Origin of the sequence: Streptococcus mitis (assembly GCF_000722695.1) — a bacterium.
GTDB lineage: Bacteria > Bacillota > Bacilli > Lactobacillales > Streptococcaceae > Streptococcus > Streptococcus mitis_O.
In genome coordinates, this window is record NZ_JPFU01000003.1 from 31,572 (window position 1) to 47,340 (window position 15,769).

The window sequence follows — 15,769 nt, forward strand, 5'->3', positions numbered from 1 at the left end:
TTATATCATATCATATTATTGTTGTAAAGAAAAAAGGGCGAAAAATGTTTTAATCATACAAAAATCACGCATTTTCGGTGCTGAGATGATGATCCTGGAGCTTTTTCAGATACTTTTGTGATGTATCTATCACTTGAAACGCCTAGAGCGCCAAGGCTTTTGGGAATTTTTCAGATACTTTCCTAAAGGAATACATCTTTCCGAAAAATTGGAGTTTTTCGGACTTAATAAAAGGTTGAGAAAGGAAGTGGGGAACAGACCTTTAATCTGGGTCAGGTGAGTTATCAAAACAATAAAGCAAGCTTGGTGACGACGGTTCGTACATCTAAGAGTCAATATGAGTTCATCTTCCCTTCAGTCAAAATCAAAGAAGAGAAAAAGGAAAAGGTAGTGACTGATTCAAGTGAAAAAGCGGAGAAGAAAAAATCAGAAGAGAAGCTTGAAAAGAAAGAGAAGTCCTAGTCAATTCAGCTACTTTGTGCTAAACTAAAAATATGAGACATAATTTTAACCACAAAGCGGAAACTTTCGATTCCCCTAAAAATATCTTTCTTGCAAACTTGGTATGTCAAGCAGTCGAGAAAGAAATTGATCGTCTATCAGACAAAGAAATTCTGGATTTCGGTGGAGGAACAGGTCTGTTAACCTTGCCTCTGGCAAAACAAGCCAAGTTCGTCACTCTGGTAGACATTTCGGAGAAAATGCTGGAGCAAGCTCGCTTGAAAGCGGAGCAGCAAGACATCAAGAATATCCAGTTTTTGGAGCAAGATTTACTGGAAAAACCCTTGGAGAAAGAGTTTGATCTCATTGTTGTTTGTCGGGTTCTTCACCATATGCCTGATTTGGATGCGGCTCTCTCACTGTTTCATCAACATTTGAGGGAAGATGGACAACTCCTACTTGCTGATTTTACCAAGACAGAAGCTAACCATCATGGATTTGAATTGGCTGAACTGGAAAACAAGCTAATTCAGCACGGTTTTTCATCTGTGCATAGTCAGGTCCTCTATAGCGCTGCAGACCTGTTTCAAGGAAATTACTCAGACCTCTTTTTAACAGTAGCCCAAAAATCACTCGCCTAGTCAGGGAGTGATTTTTTATAAGGATGGAAAAAAGAAGGGAAATTTGATAAGATAGGAATATGGATTTTGAAAAAATTGAACAAGCTTATACCTATTTACTAGAGAATGTCCAAGTCATCCAAAGTGATTTGGCGACCAACTTTTATGACGCTTTGGTGGAGCAAAACAGCATCTATTTGGATGGTGAGACTGAGCTAAATCAGGTCAAAGAGAACAATCAGGCTCTTAAACGCTTAGCACTTCGCAAGGAAGAATGGCTCAAGACCTACCAGTTTCTCTTGATGAAGGCTGGGCAGACAGAGCCCCTACAGGCCAATCACCAGTTTACACCAGATGCCATTGCTTTACTTTTGGTGTTTATTGTGGAAGAGTTGTTTAAAGAGGAGGAAATTACCATCCTCGAAATGGGTTCTGGGATGGGAATTCTGGGTGCTACTTTCTTGACTTCGCTGGCTAAAAAAGTGGATTACTTGGGAATGGAAGTAGATGATTTGCTGATTGATTTGGCAGCTAGCATGGCAGATGTGATTGGTTTGCAGGCTGGCTTTGTCCAAGGAGATGCCGTTCGTCCACAAATGCTCAAAGAAAGCGATGTGGTCATCAGCGACTTGCCTGTCGGCTATTATCCTGATGATGCTGTTGCCTCGCGCCATCAAGTTGCTTCTAGTCAAGAACATACTTACGCCCATCACTTGCTCATGGAACAAGGGCTTAAGTACCTCAATTCAGATGGATATGCTATTTTTCTCGCTCCGAATGATTTGTTGACCAGTCCTCAAAGTGACTTGTTGAAAGGCTGGTTGAAAGAAGAAGCAAGTCTGGTTGCTATGATTAGTTTACCTGAAAATCTCTTTGCTAATGCCAAACAATCTAAGACTATTTTTATCCTACAGAAGAAAAGTGAAATAGCAGTGGAGCCTTTTATTTATTCACTTGCTAGCTTGCAAGATGCAAGTGTTTTAATGAAATTTAAAGAAAATTTTCAAAAATGGACTCAAGGTACTGAAATATAAAATAGATTTTGTTATAATAGATGAAAACGCTTAAAAGAGGAGTCTTGTTATGACAAAAACAATTGCAATCAACGCAGGAAGTTCAAGTTTGAAATGGCAATTATACTTAATGCCAGAGGAAAAAGTGTTAGCCAAAGGCTTGATTGAACGTATCGGTTTGAAAGATTCAATTTCAACTGTAAAATTTGACGGCCGTTCTGAACAACAAATTTTGGATATCGAAAATCATACACAAGCCGTTAAAATTTTATTGGATGACTTGATTCGTTTCGATATTATCAAGGCTTATGATGAGATTACTGGTGTTGGACACCGTGTTGTTGCAGGTGGAGAATATTTCAAAGAATCAACAGTTGTTGAGGGTGATGTTTTAGAAAAAATTGAAGAGTTGAGTTTGTTGGCTCCTCTCCACAATCCAGCCAATGCAGCAGGTGTTCGTGCCTTTAAGGAATTGTTGCCAGACATTACCAGTGTAGTTGTTTTTGATACTTCATTCCACACAAGTATGCCAGAGAAAGCTTACCGCTACCCTCTACCAACAAAATATTACACAGAGAACAAGGTTCGTAAATACGGTGCTCATGGTACAAGCCACCAGTTTGTAGCAGGAGAAGCTGCAAAACTCTTGGGACGTCCATTAGAAGACTTGAAGTTAATTACTTGCCATATCGGTAATGGTGCTTCTATTACAGCTGTTAAGGGTGGTCAATCTGTCGATACTTCAATGGGCTTCACTCCACTTGGCGGTGTGATGATGGGAACTCGTACAGGGGATATTGACCCAGCTATCATTCCTTATTTAATGCAATATACAGAGGACTTTAATACTCCAGAAGCTATTAGCCATATTCTCAATCGTGAGTCAGGACTCATGGGAGTTTCAGGCAAGTCTAGTGATATGCGTGATGTGATTGCTGCTAAAAAAGAAGGAGACCATGATGCTACCTTAGCATATGAAATCTATATTGACCGTATCCAAAAACATATTGGGCAGTACCTTGCAGTCCTAAATGGAGCAGATGCTATTATCTTCACAGCTGGTGTAGGTGAAAATGCAACCGATGTACGTAAGGATGTTATCTCAGGAATTTCTTGGTTTGGTTGTGATGTTGATGATGAAAAGAATGTCTTCGGTGTTACAGGAGACATTTCAACAGAGGCAGCTAAAATCCGTGTCTTGGTTATTCCAACAGATGAAGAATTAGTCATTGCCCGTGACGTTGAACGCTTGAAAAAATAAGTAAAACTAGAAAAAATATTTAGTACAAGGAGTTGGGAAAGAGATTTTTCCAGCTTCTTTTTTAACTTAACTAGCTTTGAAAGGATAGCTGTTGCTGCTTTTGAGAAGAGTTAAAAGTGATAAAAGATAACTTATTTATAATTTTCGCTTAGAATGACAGGTGTCATCGATTAATATTTTATATTATGTCATTTTTTTCTTGTATCCGCTTACAATTTATGCTATAATAGTACTGTAATAAGTTATAAGAGCTGTTGTATCGTTCTTGGTTTATAGTTATGGAGGTAACATCATGGGTACTATTATGGAATTTGCAACAGAAAAACAGATTGAATCATTTCTTTCAACTTGTCATATCGAGGGACAAAGGAATTTTCTGATGGCTTTTAAGAAAAAGACATGGCTGAAATCCTTTATTGATTTTTTCATTATAGGAGGAGCCTACTATGTTCAGTCGAGTGTGAAGCCAAAGATTATGTCATTCACATCTAAGGGGATTTACTTGATGGACATTAGTGATGTAACTGAAAATCGTCCTAATCAAGTCATTGAAATGTCCTGGAGTCAAGTTGAAGATTTTAGTTATAACACAGTCTTGAACACAGTCAGAATTAAATGGCACTATCAAAGTGAACAGTACATCTTTTCAGTAGATGTAGGTAATATCAGTCAACATTTAGGACAGTATCAATTTAACAAACAACATTATGACTATTTAGCACAACACGATTTCTTTCAGAAAGAGTGAATGACATGAAAAATATAATTACAAAATGTATTGTTATTGCTACAACTTTGCTTATTATGGTACCGAGTTTTATAGGGATTGCATAAGCTAACGAAACAAAGGTTCCAAATACAACTGTAGAGTATATTGATGTTGCCGAAGTAGAGAAGGATTTGAAATTCTTATTTACAGAAGCGACGAGTTATGAGAATGACGTTTTTTATGTTAATAAAGAATTATTGACAGAACGCTACGGCACTTTAGCACCGTATATTGCAATGGGCATTGAACGTGTTTATACAGAGCCTAATTTGGTTCAAAATTTGCAAGCATCTTTATAAGATAGAGATTTTGTTTCATGTATGCGTGATGAGTTGATTGGTATGATTCCAGGTATGGAACTTGTTGATTTAATGAGAGGGGACATTATCAGTTATATTCAAGGTCAAATGTGGGGCAAAGCTGCTTCATATATAGCAATGAAACTTGCTAAATTTGGCATGAAGAGCAACGTTGCAGGAATCGTTGCACAATTAGGAATCTCTGCTGGAAAATGTGCTATTTGGGGTTAGTTATGCTTAAATACTTGTAATTAAGAATGTTAAAATGATAGTTCTGTCTTTAATGAATGTGATAAAGTGGTTGGAAAATAAATTTCTAACCACTTTGTCGTTCTTAGTGTTTACAGGGAAAATAACTTCAAATTTTTAAAGTTTTAAGTATAGACTGTTACGGGAACAGCAGACATTGTGACAATAAGAAAGAGAATGAAAGAACGACGAAAAGGATTAAAAATAAAAAAGAAAATATTGGTAGAATTGTGCAAAACCTTGCTATGATTGGCTTTTTTGAAAAATATGGTATAATAGTAGTAATTTAATAGATGGAGTTGAGTTTTGAAGAAAAACTTTCGTGTAAAAAGAGAGAAAGATTTTAAGGCGATTTTCAAGGAGGGAACAAGTTTTGCTAACCGCAAATTTGTTGTCTACCAATTGGAAAACCAGAAAAAACATTTTCGAGTAGGTCTATCAGTCAGCAAAAAACTGGGGAATGCCGTCACTAGAAATCAAATCAAGCGACGAATTCGACATATTATCCAGAATGCAAAAGGGAGTCTGGTAGAAGATGTCGACTTTGTTGTCATTGCTCGAAAAGGGGTTGAAACCTTGGGATACGCAGAGATGGAGAAAAATCTACTCCACGTATTAAAATTATCAAAGATTTACCAGGAAGGAAATGGGAGTGAAAAAGAAACTACAGTTGACTAGTTTGCTAGGACTGTCTCTATTGATCATGACAGCCTGTGCAACAAATGGGACAACTAGCGATATTACAGCCGATTCGGCTGATTTTTGGAGTAAATTTGTTTACTTCTTTGCGGAAATCATTCGCTTTTTATCGTTTGATATCAGTATCGGAGTGGGGATTATTCTCTTTACGGTCTTGATTCGTACACTGCTTTTGCCAGTCTTTCAGGTGCAAATAGTGGCTTCTAGAAAAATACAGGAAGCTCAACCACGCATTAAGGCGCTACGAGAACAATATCCAGGCAGAGATATGGAAAGCAGAACCAAGCTAGAGCAGGAAATGCGTAAAGTCTTTAAAGAAATGGGTGTCAGACATTCAGATTCTCTTTGGCCGATTTTAATTCAGATGCCGCTTATCTTGGCCTTGTTCCAAGCCTTATCAAGAGTTGATTTTTTGAAGACTGGTCATTTTTTATGGATTAACCTTGGTGGTGTGGATACAACCCTTGTTTTTCCGATTTTAGCAGCAGTATTCACCTTTTTAAGTACTTGGTTGTCCAATAAAGCCTTGTCTGAGCGAAATGGAGCTACGACTGCAATGATGTACGGGATTCCAGTCTTGATCTTTGTCTTTGGGGTTTATGCTCCGAGCGGAGTAGCGCTCTACTGGGCAGTGTCCAATGCTTATCAAGTCTTGCAAACCTATTTCTTGAACAATCCATTCAAGATTATCGCAGAACGCGAGGCCGTAGTACAGGCACAGAAAGATTTGGAAAATAGAAAAAGAAAAGCCAAGAAAAAGGCTCAGAAAACGAAATAATAAGGAGGGATCTGGTAATGGTAGTATTTACAGGTTCAACTGTTGAAGAAGCAATCCAGAAAGGATTGAAAGAGTTAGATATTACAAGAATGAAGGCTCATATTAAAGTCATTTCTCGTGAAAAAAATGGATTTCTTGGTTTATTTGGTAAAAAGCCAGCCCAGGTTGACATTGAAGCTATTAGTGAAACAACTGTCATTAAAGCAAATCAACAGGCGGTAAAGGGAGTTCCTAAAGAAATTAATGAACAAAATGAACCAGTTAAAACAGTCAGTGAAGCGACCGTTGATTTGGGGCATGTTGTAGAAGCAATTAAAAAGATTGAAGAAGAAGGCCAAGGAGTTTCTGATGAAGTTAAGGCTGAAATCTTGAAAAATGATAAACATGCTAGCACCATCTTAGAGGAAACAGGGCATATTGATATTTTAAGTGAATTACAGCTTGAAGAAGCTGACCTAGGAGAAGAAATAGAAACTCCTATTGTTGAGACTCAAGCTGAAGAAACTGAAAATCAAGACTTGACAGAGATGGGCTTAAAGGTGGAACCGAGCTTTGATATTGAACAAGTAGCTACGGAAGTAACGACTTATGTTCAAACGATTATTGATGACATGGATGTTGAGGCCACACTTTCAAATGATTATAACCGTCGTAGCATCAATCTACAAATTGACACCAACGAACCAGGTCGTATTATCGGTTATCATGGTAAAGTTTTGAAGGCCTTGCAACTGTTGGCTCAAAATTATCTTTACAACCGCTATTCAAGAACCTTCTACATTACTATTAATGTCAATGATTATGTTGAACACCGTGCAGAAGTCTTGCAGACCTATGCGCAAAAATTGGCGACTCGTGTTTTAGAAGAAGGACGCAGTCATCAGACAGATCCTATGTCAAATAGTGAACGCAAGATTATCCATCGTATTATTTCACGTATGGATGGTGTGACCAGTTACTCTGAAGGTGATGAGCCAAATCGTTATGTTGTCGTAGATACAGAATAAGTAAAATCAGGGTTCTCCTGATTTTTTGCTAGCTAGAGGAGATTAAACTAATGTTGAATAAGATAAGAGACTATTTAGATTTTGCAGGTTTCCAGTACCGTAATCCTGATAAAGCGGGAGAAGAGCGAGAAAAAATGCTGGAATTCCGCCACAAAGGTCAAGAGGCACGAAAGGCTTTTACAGAACTGGCCAAAGTCTTTCAAGCAAGCCATCCAGAATGGCAGCTCCAACAGACTAGCCAGTGGATGAACCAAGCGCAGCGTTTGCGACCACATTTTTGGGTTTATCTACAGAGAGATGGACAAGTAACAGAACCTATGTTGGCTCTTCGTTTATACGGGACATCTACTGATTTTGGAATTTCTTTGGAAGTTAGTTTTATCGAGCGCAAGAAAGATAAGCAAACTCTAGGCAAGCAGGCTAAAGTTTTAGAAATTCCAACTGTTGAAGGTGTTTATTATCTAATCTACTCTGATGGTCAAAGTCAACGGTGGGAGGCGAACGAAGAAACTCGTCAGGTCTTAGTTGAGAAGATAGGCAGTCAAGAAATCCGAAAAGTGTTAGTTAAAGCAGATGTTTCTTTTATAGAAAATCAATCATTAGAAGTGATTTTAGAAAAATTAGAAGATGCTTATGAACGCTTATTTCCCTACTATCAGGCGACCAGAGAGTAGAAAATAGGAGACTTATCTAGCGTCGAATTGTTTAATTGCTATTCTATGTATTTTTTCATATAATAGTAAAATAGAATGTGTGATTCAATAATCACCTTAAAATAGAAAGGAAATTCTATGTCAAATCTATCTGTTAATGCAATTCGTTTCCTAGGTATTGACGCCATCAACAAAGCCAACTCAGGTCACCCAGGTGTGGTTATGGGAGCAGCTCCGATGGCTTACAGTCTCTTTACAAAACAACTTCGTATCAATCCAGCACAACCAAACTGGATCAACCGCGACCGCTTTATTCTGTCAGCTGGTCATGGTTCAATGCTCCTTTATGCCCTTCTTCACCTTTCTGGTTTTGAAGATGTCAGTATGGATGAGATCAAGAGCTTCCGTCAATGGGGTTCAAAAACACCTGGTCACCCAGAATTTGGCCATACAGCAGGGATTGATGCTACGACAGGTCCTCTAGGTCAAGGGATTTCAACTGCTACTGGTTTTGCCCAAGCAGAACGTTTCCTAGCAGCCAAATATAACCGTGAAGGCTACAATATCTTTGATCACTATACATACGTTATCTGTGGAGACGGAGACTTGATGGAAGGTGTCTCAAGCGAGGCAGCTTCATACGCAGGCTTGCAAAAACTAGACAAGTTGGTTGTTCTTTATGATTCAAATGACATCAACTTGGATGGTGAGACAAAGGATTCCTTTACAGAAAGTGTTCGTGACCGTTACAATGCTTATGGTTGGCATACAGCCTTGGTTGAAGATGGAACAGACTTGGAAGCAATCCATGCTGCTATCGAAGCAGCTAAAGCTTCAGGCAAACCATCTTTGATTGAAGTGAAGACCGTGATTGGATACGGTTCTCCAAACAAACAGGGAACTAATGCTGTACACGGTGCCCCTCTTGGAGCAGATGAAACTGCAGCAACTCGCCAAGCACTCGGTTGGGACTACGAACCATTTGAAATCCCAGAGCAAGTTTATGCTGATTTCAAAGAAAATGTTGCAGACCGTGGCGCATCAGCTTATCAAGCTTGGACAAAACTTGTTGCAGATTATAAAGAAGCTCATCCAGAACTGGCAGCAGAAGTAGAAGCAATCATCGATGGGCGTGATCCAGTTGAAGTGACTCCAGCAGACTTCCCAGCCTTAGAAAATGGCTTCTCTCAAGCAACTCGTAATTCAAGCCAAGATGCCTTGAACGTTGTAGCTGCTAAATTGCCAACCTTCCTAGGTGGATCAGCTGACCTTGCTCACTCAAACATGACTTATATCAAGACTGATGGACTTCAAGACGATGCCAATCGCTTGAACCGTAACATTCAGTTTGGTGTTCGTGAATTTGCAATGGGAACGATCTTAAACGGGATGGCTCTTCACGGTGGACTTCGTGTATACGGTGGAACTTTCTTCGTCTTCTCTGACTATGTGAAGGCAGCTGTCCGCTTGTCAGCCTTGCAAGGACTTCCTGTGACTTATGTCTTTACCCACGATTCTATTGCAGTTGGGGAAGATGGCCCAACGCACGAACCCGTTGAGCACTTAGCAGGTCTTCGTGCTATGCCAAATCTAAATGTTTTCCGTCCAGCAGATGCGCGTGAAACGCAAGCAGCTTGGTACCTTGCAGTGACAAGTGAGAAAACACCAACTGCCCTTGTCTTGACACGTCAAAACTTGACTGTCGAAGAGGGAACAGACTTTGACAAGGTTGCAAAAGGTGCCTATGTTGTCTATGAAAATGCAGCAGACTTTGATACCATCTTGATTGCAACAGGTTCAGAGGTCAATCTTGCTGTCTCAGCTGCCAAAGAATTGGCTAGTCAAGGTGCAAAAGTCCGCGTAGTCAGCATGCCATCTACAGATGTCTTTGATAAACAAGATGCAGCATACAAGGAAGAAATTCTTCCAAATGCAGTCCGCCGTCGTGTTGCAGTCGAAATGGGTGCAACTCAAAACTGGTACAAATATGTTGGTCTTGATGGTGCCGTTCTAGGTATTGATACCTTCGGAGCCTCTGCCCCAGCACCAAAAGTATTGGCAGAATATGGCTTTACTGTAGAAAATCTTGTAAAAGTTGTTCAAAACTTGAAATAATCCTAAAAATCAGGGCGCAAGCTCTGGTTTTTTATGACCGATGATACTAGTTTAGGAATATCAGCTAAGAACCGAAACCTAAGAACTGAAATAAAGAAAGCGTATTCATTTTCTTTGACTTTAACAATGTTTTGTAGTAAAATATAAGCGAAGATAACCTGAAAGATAAACTATAAGAAAAGTCAATAGTTTTATCTAAAATATTTCTTAATTCAATTTGATGATTTTAGAGCACGGCAAAAAGCCTTTGAAAAAGTCCATTTTTCAAAGGTAATCTGGTGTCAATTTCAGAAGCCACATCACTTTTTGTTCGTCAAAGGGTAGTTCGTTTTTTAGGAGATAAAACGTCTATGCGTCATCAAACTCATTACCAATTGAAACAAAAAAATGTGGTTAGAGCCTTTCAGAGATCGTCAAGCGATTGGAGGAAATGAACTAATCCACAGTGGCTTATTCCAAGTATACCACTTGGGCTTTGGCAGTAGCTAACTGCACTAAATATAATATAAGGAGGTTTAAAGTAGAGATTATCGGTCGCTAGTGTTCTATATTTGGTTTCGTAATGAGGAGGTAATGATTATGAAACGTTTAAATATTGCTATACTTTTTCTCATCAGTTTATTTGTTATAAGTATTAATTTTCATAGTACTGTTCAAGCTGACGAACAAAAAAACTACGCTATTTCTTTAAATGACTCTTCTTCAACCGAGGTGAGTAAAAATGACATAATAAACGATTATATAAAAAATACTGGAGTAAGCTATGAAGAGGCATCTCGATTGTTATTTCCTAGCAGCAGGATGAGATCAGTTAATACTGCTGGAGTAGATAGTGTTTCTTACGTACGTCTAGCAAGTTCTTTTCAAGATGACACATTATATGCTCATGTCCCTGGAGATGCAGGGCAAGTCTATTTTTATTGCGAAGTAAGTAAAAGTGGTTGGTTTAGAGGAATAAAAAGAATCATTTATGCTGAATACAATGCAGGCGATTTAGTATTTAGTGGTAATTTCCAATACGCATTGCCTGATGCAAATCGTATTCACTATACTCTTAGTGGGGGACTATATAGCACAACCACAACTACTGTTTCTACAGGAGGAAGTATTGGTATAGGGGAAGCAGGTAGTGTAAACATACAAGTTTCTCAAACCTCAAATTACAAGAGATCTTTGTACTATCATGGAGATAGATATTATTAGAAAGACAAAAGATGAAAAAAATGATTTTACAGATGACATGGGCCATTTTAGTTCCATTTATCTCTTTAATACTGTGTAGAAATTTGAGTGTATTAACTTTAACCACAGATGCATTATTTTTCATGTTTTTTATCTTTTTTTCTATTGCTCAATGGATAGCTATTTTTGTGTGGGTAATAAATGAACTTTCTAAATATTTGAAAAAGAAATAAGATGTTACCCGAGAACGGTGAGGCAGTTTCTGCTTTGCCGTTTTTTATCTGCAATGCGATAGCATACAATAATCGTTGCGCTGTTATCATATTTATTGTATCACAAGCGATGAAGGGGGGTTCAATGGAGGGATAGATGTGGAATTCTAATTGTTTTTGAATATCATGAATGTCACATGCAAAGTTTTTTATTGGCATAAAAGCAAGGTACAATCTTGTAAAAGTAGCTGAAATTTGATATAGTAGTCCTATGTAAAAGACAAAGGAGAAACTAATGAATCCAAATTATACATTTTTAATCATACTAGTCCTTATGATGGGCTTGATGTTCTTTACGCAACGTTCTCAAAAGAAACAAGCACAAAAACGTATGGAAAGTTTAAATAAACTGCAAAAAGGCTATGAAGTAATTACAATCGGTGGACTTTATGGAACAGTCGATGAAGTAGACACGGAGAAGAGAACAATTGTTCTTGATGTAGATGGAGTCTACTTGACTTTTGAACTAGCTGCTATCAAGACCGTATTGCCGCTGAAAGAAACAGCTTCACTCGAAGGCGCAATTGAAAAATAAGGCGGGATCACTAACTCCCGTTTTTCTATAAAAGAAAGGAAATGGGATGAAAAAACTAGTCTTTGTCTGTTTGGGAAATATTTGCCGCAGTCCTATGGCTGAGTTTGTTATGAAATCAATGACAGATAACTATGAAATCCAAAGTCGAGCGACTTCCTCTTGGGAACATGGTAATCCGATTCATAAGGGAACTCAAGGGATTTTTCAACAGTATCAGATTCCTTATGACACGAACAAGACATCACTTCAGATTAGTAGGGAAGATTTTGAAGACTTTGATTATGTTATCGGAATGGACGCTTCAAATGTTTCTGACTTACGTCAGATGTGTTCAGTAGATTGTCAAGATAAGATACACTCATTTGCATCTGAAAGTGTTCCAGATCCTTGGTATACAGGAGATTTTGAAGAAACTTATCGGCGTGTTCAAGAGGGTTGTCAAGCTTGGCTAGAACGTTTAGAAAAGGAGAGTGAAGGTGGAAAATTTTAAGAATTTTTACGACAAGTATCGTGTCTATCTGACTCGTCCACGTTTAGAGATTTTAGCAGTAGTTACCATTATTTTCTGTGCTCTACTCGTCTTTTTTCTAAATATTCCTGGAAAAGGTGTCTTAAAACTGGATAATGGAACGATTGTTTATGACGGCAGTCTTGTTCGTGGTAAAATGAATGGTCAAGGCACCATCACCTTCCAAAATGGAGACCAGTATACTGGTGGTTTCAGCAATGGAGCCTTCAACGGAAAAGGTACCTTTCAATCTAAAGAAGGATGGACCTACGAAGGTGATTTTGTAAATGGTCAGGCTGAAGGAAAAGGAAAACTAACAACAGAACAAGAAGTCGTTTATGAAGGAACATTCAAACAAGGTATCTTTCAACAAAAATAAGACCTCCTGACATGGAGGTTTTTTTACAAGAAACAAGAAAGCGCTTTCCTCTCGTTTGTTAGGTTTGTGAAATAAAAATTTTTTTGTTGTTATTTCACAATCATCTAGTTAAAAGCTGATACTATAACGTATTTGAGAGTAATTTCACAATATCGCAAAAATTCTTTGTGAAATGTTTATGAAACTGTTTACAAAACATAAAAAAAGAGTTATAATAAACTTGTGAAAAAATTAACAAAGGATAAAATCCTTAAAGGCTATGGAGGAAAATATGGCTGATAAAAAAACTGTAACACCTGAGCAAAAACAACTCGCTGCTGAAAAGCATGTAGACGGACTAGTACAAAAAGCTTTGGTTGCGCTTGATGAAATGCGCAAGTTGAACCAAGAACAAGTTGACTACATCGTAGCGAAAGCTTCAGTTGCAGCTCTTGATGCGCACGGTATCCTAGCACAACATGCAATTGAAGAAACTGGTCGTGGTGTATTTGAAGACAAAGCGACAAAAAATCTTTTTGCCTGTGAACATGTTGTGAATAACATGCGCGGAGTTAAAACTGTCGGAGTTATCGAAGATGATCCCGTTACAGGCTTGACGAAGATTGCAGAACCTGTCGGTGTTGTGTGTGGTGTCACTCCAACAACAAACCCAACATCAACAGCAATTTTCAAATCATTGATTGCTTTGAAAACACGTAATCCAATCGTGTTTGCTTTCCACCCATCAGCTCAAGAATCATCAGCTCACGCAGCACAAATCGTTCGTGATGCCGCTGTCGCAGCTGGAGCGCCTGAAAACTGTGTTCAATGGATTACAGAGCCATCTATGGAAGCAACTGGAGCGCTTATGAACCACGAAGGTATTGCGACTATCCTTGCAACTGGTGGTAACGCCATGGTTAAAGCAGCTTACTCATGTGGGAAACCAGCTCTTGGGGTAGGTGCCGGAAACGTTCCTGCTTATGTAGAAAAATCAGCTGACCTTCGTCAAGCTGCCCATGACATTGTGATGTCTAAATCATTTGATAATGGTATGGTCTGTGCATCAGAGCAAGCGGTTATCATTGATAAAGAAGTGTATGATGAATTTGTAGAAGAATTCAAATCATACCACACTTACTTTGTAAACAAAAAAGAAAAAGCACTTCTTGAAGAATTCTGTTTTGGTGTGAAAGCAAACAGCAAAAACTGTGCTGGTGCTAAACTAAATGCAAACATTGTTGGTAAACCAGCAGCATGGATTGCAGAACAAGCAGGATTCAGTGTTCCAGAAGGAACAAACATCTTAGCTGCAGAATGTGAAGAAGTAGGACCAAAAGAACCATTGACTCGTGAAAAATTGTCACCAGTAATCGCTGTATTGAAAGCTGAAGACACAGAAGATGGTCTTACAAAAGCTCGTCAAATGGTTGAGTTTAACGGACTTGGTCACTCAGCAGCTATCCATACAAAAGACGAAGAGCTTGCTAAACGCTTTGGTACAGAAATCAAAGCTATGCGTATTATCTGGAACTCTCCATCTACTTTCGGTGGTATCGGTGACGTTTACAATGCCTTCATCCCATCATTGACACTTGGATGTGGTTCATACGGACGTAACTCTGTTGGTGATAACGTGAGCGCTATTAACCTCCTAAACATCAAGAAAGTAGGGAAACGTAGAAATAATATGCAATGGTTTAAAGTTCCTTCAAAAATTTACTTCGAACGCAATTCTATCCAATACCTTCAAACATGTGAAGATATTGAACGTGTTCTGATTGTTACAGACAAATCTATTGAAAAACTCGGTTTCGTTCAACGTGTTATCGACCAATTGAACGCACGTAGCAACCGTGTAACTATCCAAGTCTTCTCAGATGTTGAACCAGATCCAGACATCACAACTGTAGAACGTGGTGCTGAAGTGATGAAAGCATTTGAACCAGACACAATCATTGCTCTTGGTGGTGGTTCTCCAATGGACGCGGCGAAAGTAATGTGGCTCTTCTACGAACAACCAGAAATCGACTTCCGTGACTTGGTTCAAAAATTTATGGATATCCGTAAACGCGCCTTCCGCTTCCCATCACTTGGTAAGAAAGCGAAGTACATTGGTATCCCAACAACTTCAGGTACTGGTTCAGAAGTAACACCATTTGCCGTTATCTCTGACAAGAAAAACAACCGCAAATACCCATTGGCTGACTACTCATTGACACCAACTATTGCGATTGTTGACCCTGCTTTGGTTGAATCAGTTCCAGACTTTATCGCTGCTGATACAGGTATGGACGTCTTGACACACGCGACTGAAGCCTACACTTCAAACTTTGCTAACGACTATACAGATGGTATTGCGCTTCAAACAATTAAACTTGTCTTTGAATGGTTGGAAAAATCTGTTAAGACAGCTGACCCAGAAGCTCGTGAGAAAATGCACAACGCGTCTACAATGGCTGGTATGGCCTTCGCCAATGCCTTCCTTGGTATGAGCCACTCAATGGCCCACAAGATTGGTGGTGTTCACCACACTGTTCACGGACGTACAAATGCTATCTTGCTTCCATACGTTATCCGTTACAACGGAACTCGTCCATCTAAGACAACTACATGGCCTAAGTACAACTATTGGAAAGCTGATGAGAAATTCCAAGACATCGCGAAAATGCTTGGCTTGCCTCACTCAACTCCAGAAGAAGCAGTTGAAGCATACGCTAAAGCTGTTTACGAACTTGGTGTTGCAGTAGGTATCAAGATGAACTTCAAGGATCAAGGAATTGATGAAAAAGCTTGGAAAGACAGCTTGCATGAAATTGCCTTGCTTGCTTATGAAGACCAATGTTCTCCTGCAAATCCACGCTTGCCAATGGTAGCTGACATGGAAGAAATCATGGCAGATGCTTACTATGGCTATGCAGAACGTCCAGGACGTCGTAAATAATCGTTTATCAGCCTAGAGGCAGGAATTTCCTGTCTCTTTTTTTGTAATTCTATTTGAAAAATGGTA

General features: G+C 38.9%; 17 protein-coding genes and 1 pseudogene. All 18 read left to right on the forward strand.

Annotated features, from left to right (window positions below; all coding sequences use genetic code 11):
* Window positions 1-231: 231 nt before the first annotated feature.
* A pseudogene (locus SK629_RS01150) lies at window positions 232-462 on the forward strand (type IV pilus minor pilin ComGF family protein); the annotation flags it as partial.
* Window positions 463-494: 32 nt separating this feature from the next.
* Window positions 495-1,082, forward strand: coding sequence for a class I SAM-dependent methyltransferase (locus SK629_RS01155; protein WP_042900230.1), 588 nt, complete (start codon window positions 495-497; stop codon window positions 1,080-1,082).
* A 59-nt stretch (window positions 1,083-1,141) separates the two neighbouring features.
* The gene (locus SK629_RS01160; RefSeq protein ID WP_042900231.1) at window positions 1,142-2,095 is read left to right on the forward strand and encodes a class I SAM-dependent methyltransferase; all 954 of its coding nucleotides are present in this window, start codon (window positions 1,142-1,144) and stop codon (window positions 2,093-2,095) included.
* Between the two features lie 49 nt (window positions 2,096-2,144).
* Window positions 2,145-3,335: an acetate kinase gene (locus SK629_RS01165; protein WP_042900232.1), complete on the forward strand. Its 1,191-nt coding sequence runs from the start codon at window positions 2,145-2,147 to the stop codon at window positions 3,333-3,335.
* Between the two features lie 292 nt (window positions 3,336-3,627).
* Window positions 3,628-4,083 (forward strand): hypothetical protein, encoded by a 456-nt coding sequence (locus tag SK629_RS01170; RefSeq protein WP_042900233.1) that lies wholly within the window; start codon window positions 3,628-3,630, stop codon window positions 4,081-4,083.
* Between the two features lie 152 nt (window positions 4,084-4,235).
* Window positions 4,236-4,403 (forward strand): hypothetical protein, encoded by a 168-nt coding sequence (locus SK629_RS12320; RefSeq protein WP_160165278.1) that lies wholly within the window; start codon window positions 4,236-4,238, stop codon window positions 4,401-4,403.
* A gap of 21 nt (window positions 4,404-4,424) precedes the next feature.
* Window positions 4,425-4,634 carry a hypothetical protein gene (locus SK629_RS12325; RefSeq protein WP_050492330.1) on the forward strand — a complete coding sequence of 70 codons (210 nt, stop codon included), beginning with the start codon at window positions 4,425-4,427 and terminating at the stop codon, window positions 4,632-4,634.
* Between the two features lie 324 nt (window positions 4,635-4,958).
* Window positions 4,959-5,330 carry a ribonuclease P protein component gene (gene rnpA, locus SK629_RS01180; protein WP_042900234.1) on the forward strand — a complete coding sequence of 124 codons (372 nt, stop codon included), beginning with the start codon at window positions 4,959-4,961 and terminating at the stop codon, window positions 5,328-5,330.
* Window positions 5,305-6,129 (forward strand): membrane protein insertase YidC, encoded by an 825-nt coding sequence (locus SK629_RS01185; RefSeq protein ID WP_200872328.1) that lies wholly within the window; start codon window positions 5,305-5,307, stop codon window positions 6,127-6,129. Before rnpA ends, SK629_RS01185 begins: the two co-directional genes overlap by 26 nt.
* A gap of 17 nt (window positions 6,130-6,146) precedes the next feature.
* The gene (gene jag / locus SK629_RS01190) at window positions 6,147-7,136 is read left to right on the forward strand and encodes an RNA-binding cell elongation regulator Jag/EloR (protein WP_042900236.1); all 990 of its coding nucleotides are present in this window, start codon (window positions 6,147-6,149) and stop codon (window positions 7,134-7,136) included.
* Window positions 7,137-7,186: 50 nt separating this feature from the next.
* Window positions 7,187-7,810 (forward strand): hypothetical protein, encoded by a 624-nt coding sequence (locus SK629_RS01195; RefSeq protein ID WP_042900237.1) that lies wholly within the window; start codon window positions 7,187-7,189, stop codon window positions 7,808-7,810.
* A gap of 117 nt (window positions 7,811-7,927) precedes the next feature.
* On the forward strand, window positions 7,928-9,904 hold the full coding sequence (tkt, locus tag SK629_RS01200) for a transketolase (RefSeq protein ID WP_042900238.1): 1,977 nt from the start codon (window positions 7,928-7,930) through the stop codon (window positions 9,902-9,904).
* A 579-nt stretch (window positions 9,905-10,483) separates the two neighbouring features.
* Window positions 10,484-11,107 carry a hypothetical protein gene (locus SK629_RS01205; protein WP_042900239.1) on the forward strand — a complete coding sequence of 208 codons (624 nt, stop codon included), beginning with the start codon at window positions 10,484-10,486 and terminating at the stop codon, window positions 11,105-11,107.
* Window positions 11,108-11,118: 11 nt separating this feature from the next.
* Complete coding sequence (locus SK629_RS01210) at window positions 11,119-11,319, forward strand: hypothetical protein (protein WP_042900240.1); 201 nt, start codon at window positions 11,119-11,121, stop codon at window positions 11,317-11,319.
* A 274-nt stretch (window positions 11,320-11,593) separates the two neighbouring features.
* Entirely contained in the window at window positions 11,594-11,893 is a 300-nt protein-coding gene (gene yajC, locus SK629_RS01215; protein ID WP_042900241.1) for a preprotein translocase subunit YajC, read from the forward strand.
* A gap of 46 nt (window positions 11,894-11,939) precedes the next feature.
* On the forward strand, window positions 11,940-12,383 hold the full coding sequence (locus SK629_RS01220; RefSeq protein ID WP_042900242.1) for a low molecular weight protein-tyrosine-phosphatase: 444 nt from the start codon (window positions 11,940-11,942) through the stop codon (window positions 12,381-12,383).
* Window positions 12,370-12,780, forward strand: a complete 411-nt coding sequence (locus SK629_RS01225) for an MORN repeat-containing protein (RefSeq protein WP_042900243.1) — start codon at window positions 12,370-12,372, stop codon at window positions 12,778-12,780. Before SK629_RS01220 ends, SK629_RS01225 begins: the two co-directional genes overlap by 14 nt.
* 271 nt (window positions 12,781-13,051) lie before the next feature.
* Window positions 13,052-15,703: a bifunctional acetaldehyde-CoA/alcohol dehydrogenase gene (gene adhE, locus SK629_RS01230; RefSeq protein WP_042900244.1), complete on the forward strand. Its 2,652-nt coding sequence runs from the start codon at window positions 13,052-13,054 to the stop codon at window positions 15,701-15,703.
* Window positions 15,704-15,769 lie beyond the last annotated feature (66 nt).

Excerpts from the sequence above, each read along its gene's own strand:
- SK629_RS01155 (WP_042900230.1), top strand. The coding sequence starts at position 495 with ATGAGACATAATTTTAACCACAAAGCGGAAACTTTCGATTCCCCTAAA.
- SK629_RS01160 (WP_042900231.1), top strand. The coding sequence starts at position 1,142 with ATGGATTTTGAAAAAATTGAACAAGCTTATACCTATTTACTAGAGAAT.
- SK629_RS01165 (WP_042900232.1), top strand. The coding sequence starts at position 2,145 with ATGACAAAAACAATTGCAATCAACGCAGGAAGTTCAAGTTTGAAATGG.
- SK629_RS01170 (WP_042900233.1), top strand. The coding sequence starts at position 3,628 with ATGGGTACTATTATGGAATTTGCAACAGAAAAACAGATTGAATCATTT.
- SK629_RS12325 (WP_050492330.1), top strand. The coding sequence starts at position 4,425 with ATGCGTGATGAGTTGATTGGTATGATTCCAGGTATGGAACTTGTTGAT.
- jag (WP_042900236.1), top strand. The coding sequence starts at position 6,147 with ATGGTAGTATTTACAGGTTCAACTGTTGAAGAAGCAATCCAGAAAGGA.
- SK629_RS01195 (WP_042900237.1), top strand. The coding sequence starts at position 7,187 with ATGTTGAATAAGATAAGAGACTATTTAGATTTTGCAGGTTTCCAGTAC.
- tkt (WP_042900238.1), top strand. The coding sequence starts at position 7,928 with ATGTCAAATCTATCTGTTAATGCAATTCGTTTCCTAGGTATTGACGCC.
- SK629_RS01205 (WP_042900239.1), top strand. The coding sequence starts at position 10,484 with ATGAAACGTTTAAATATTGCTATACTTTTTCTCATCAGTTTATTTGTT.
- SK629_RS01210 (WP_042900240.1), top strand. The coding sequence starts at position 11,119 with ATGAAAAAAATGATTTTACAGATGACATGGGCCATTTTAGTTCCATTT.
- yajC (WP_042900241.1), top strand. The coding sequence starts at position 11,594 with ATGAATCCAAATTATACATTTTTAATCATACTAGTCCTTATGATGGGC.
- SK629_RS01220 (WP_042900242.1), top strand. The coding sequence starts at position 11,940 with ATGAAAAAACTAGTCTTTGTCTGTTTGGGAAATATTTGCCGCAGTCCT.
- adhE (WP_042900244.1), top strand. The coding sequence starts at position 13,052 with ATGGCTGATAAAAAAACTGTAACACCTGAGCAAAAACAACTCGCTGCT.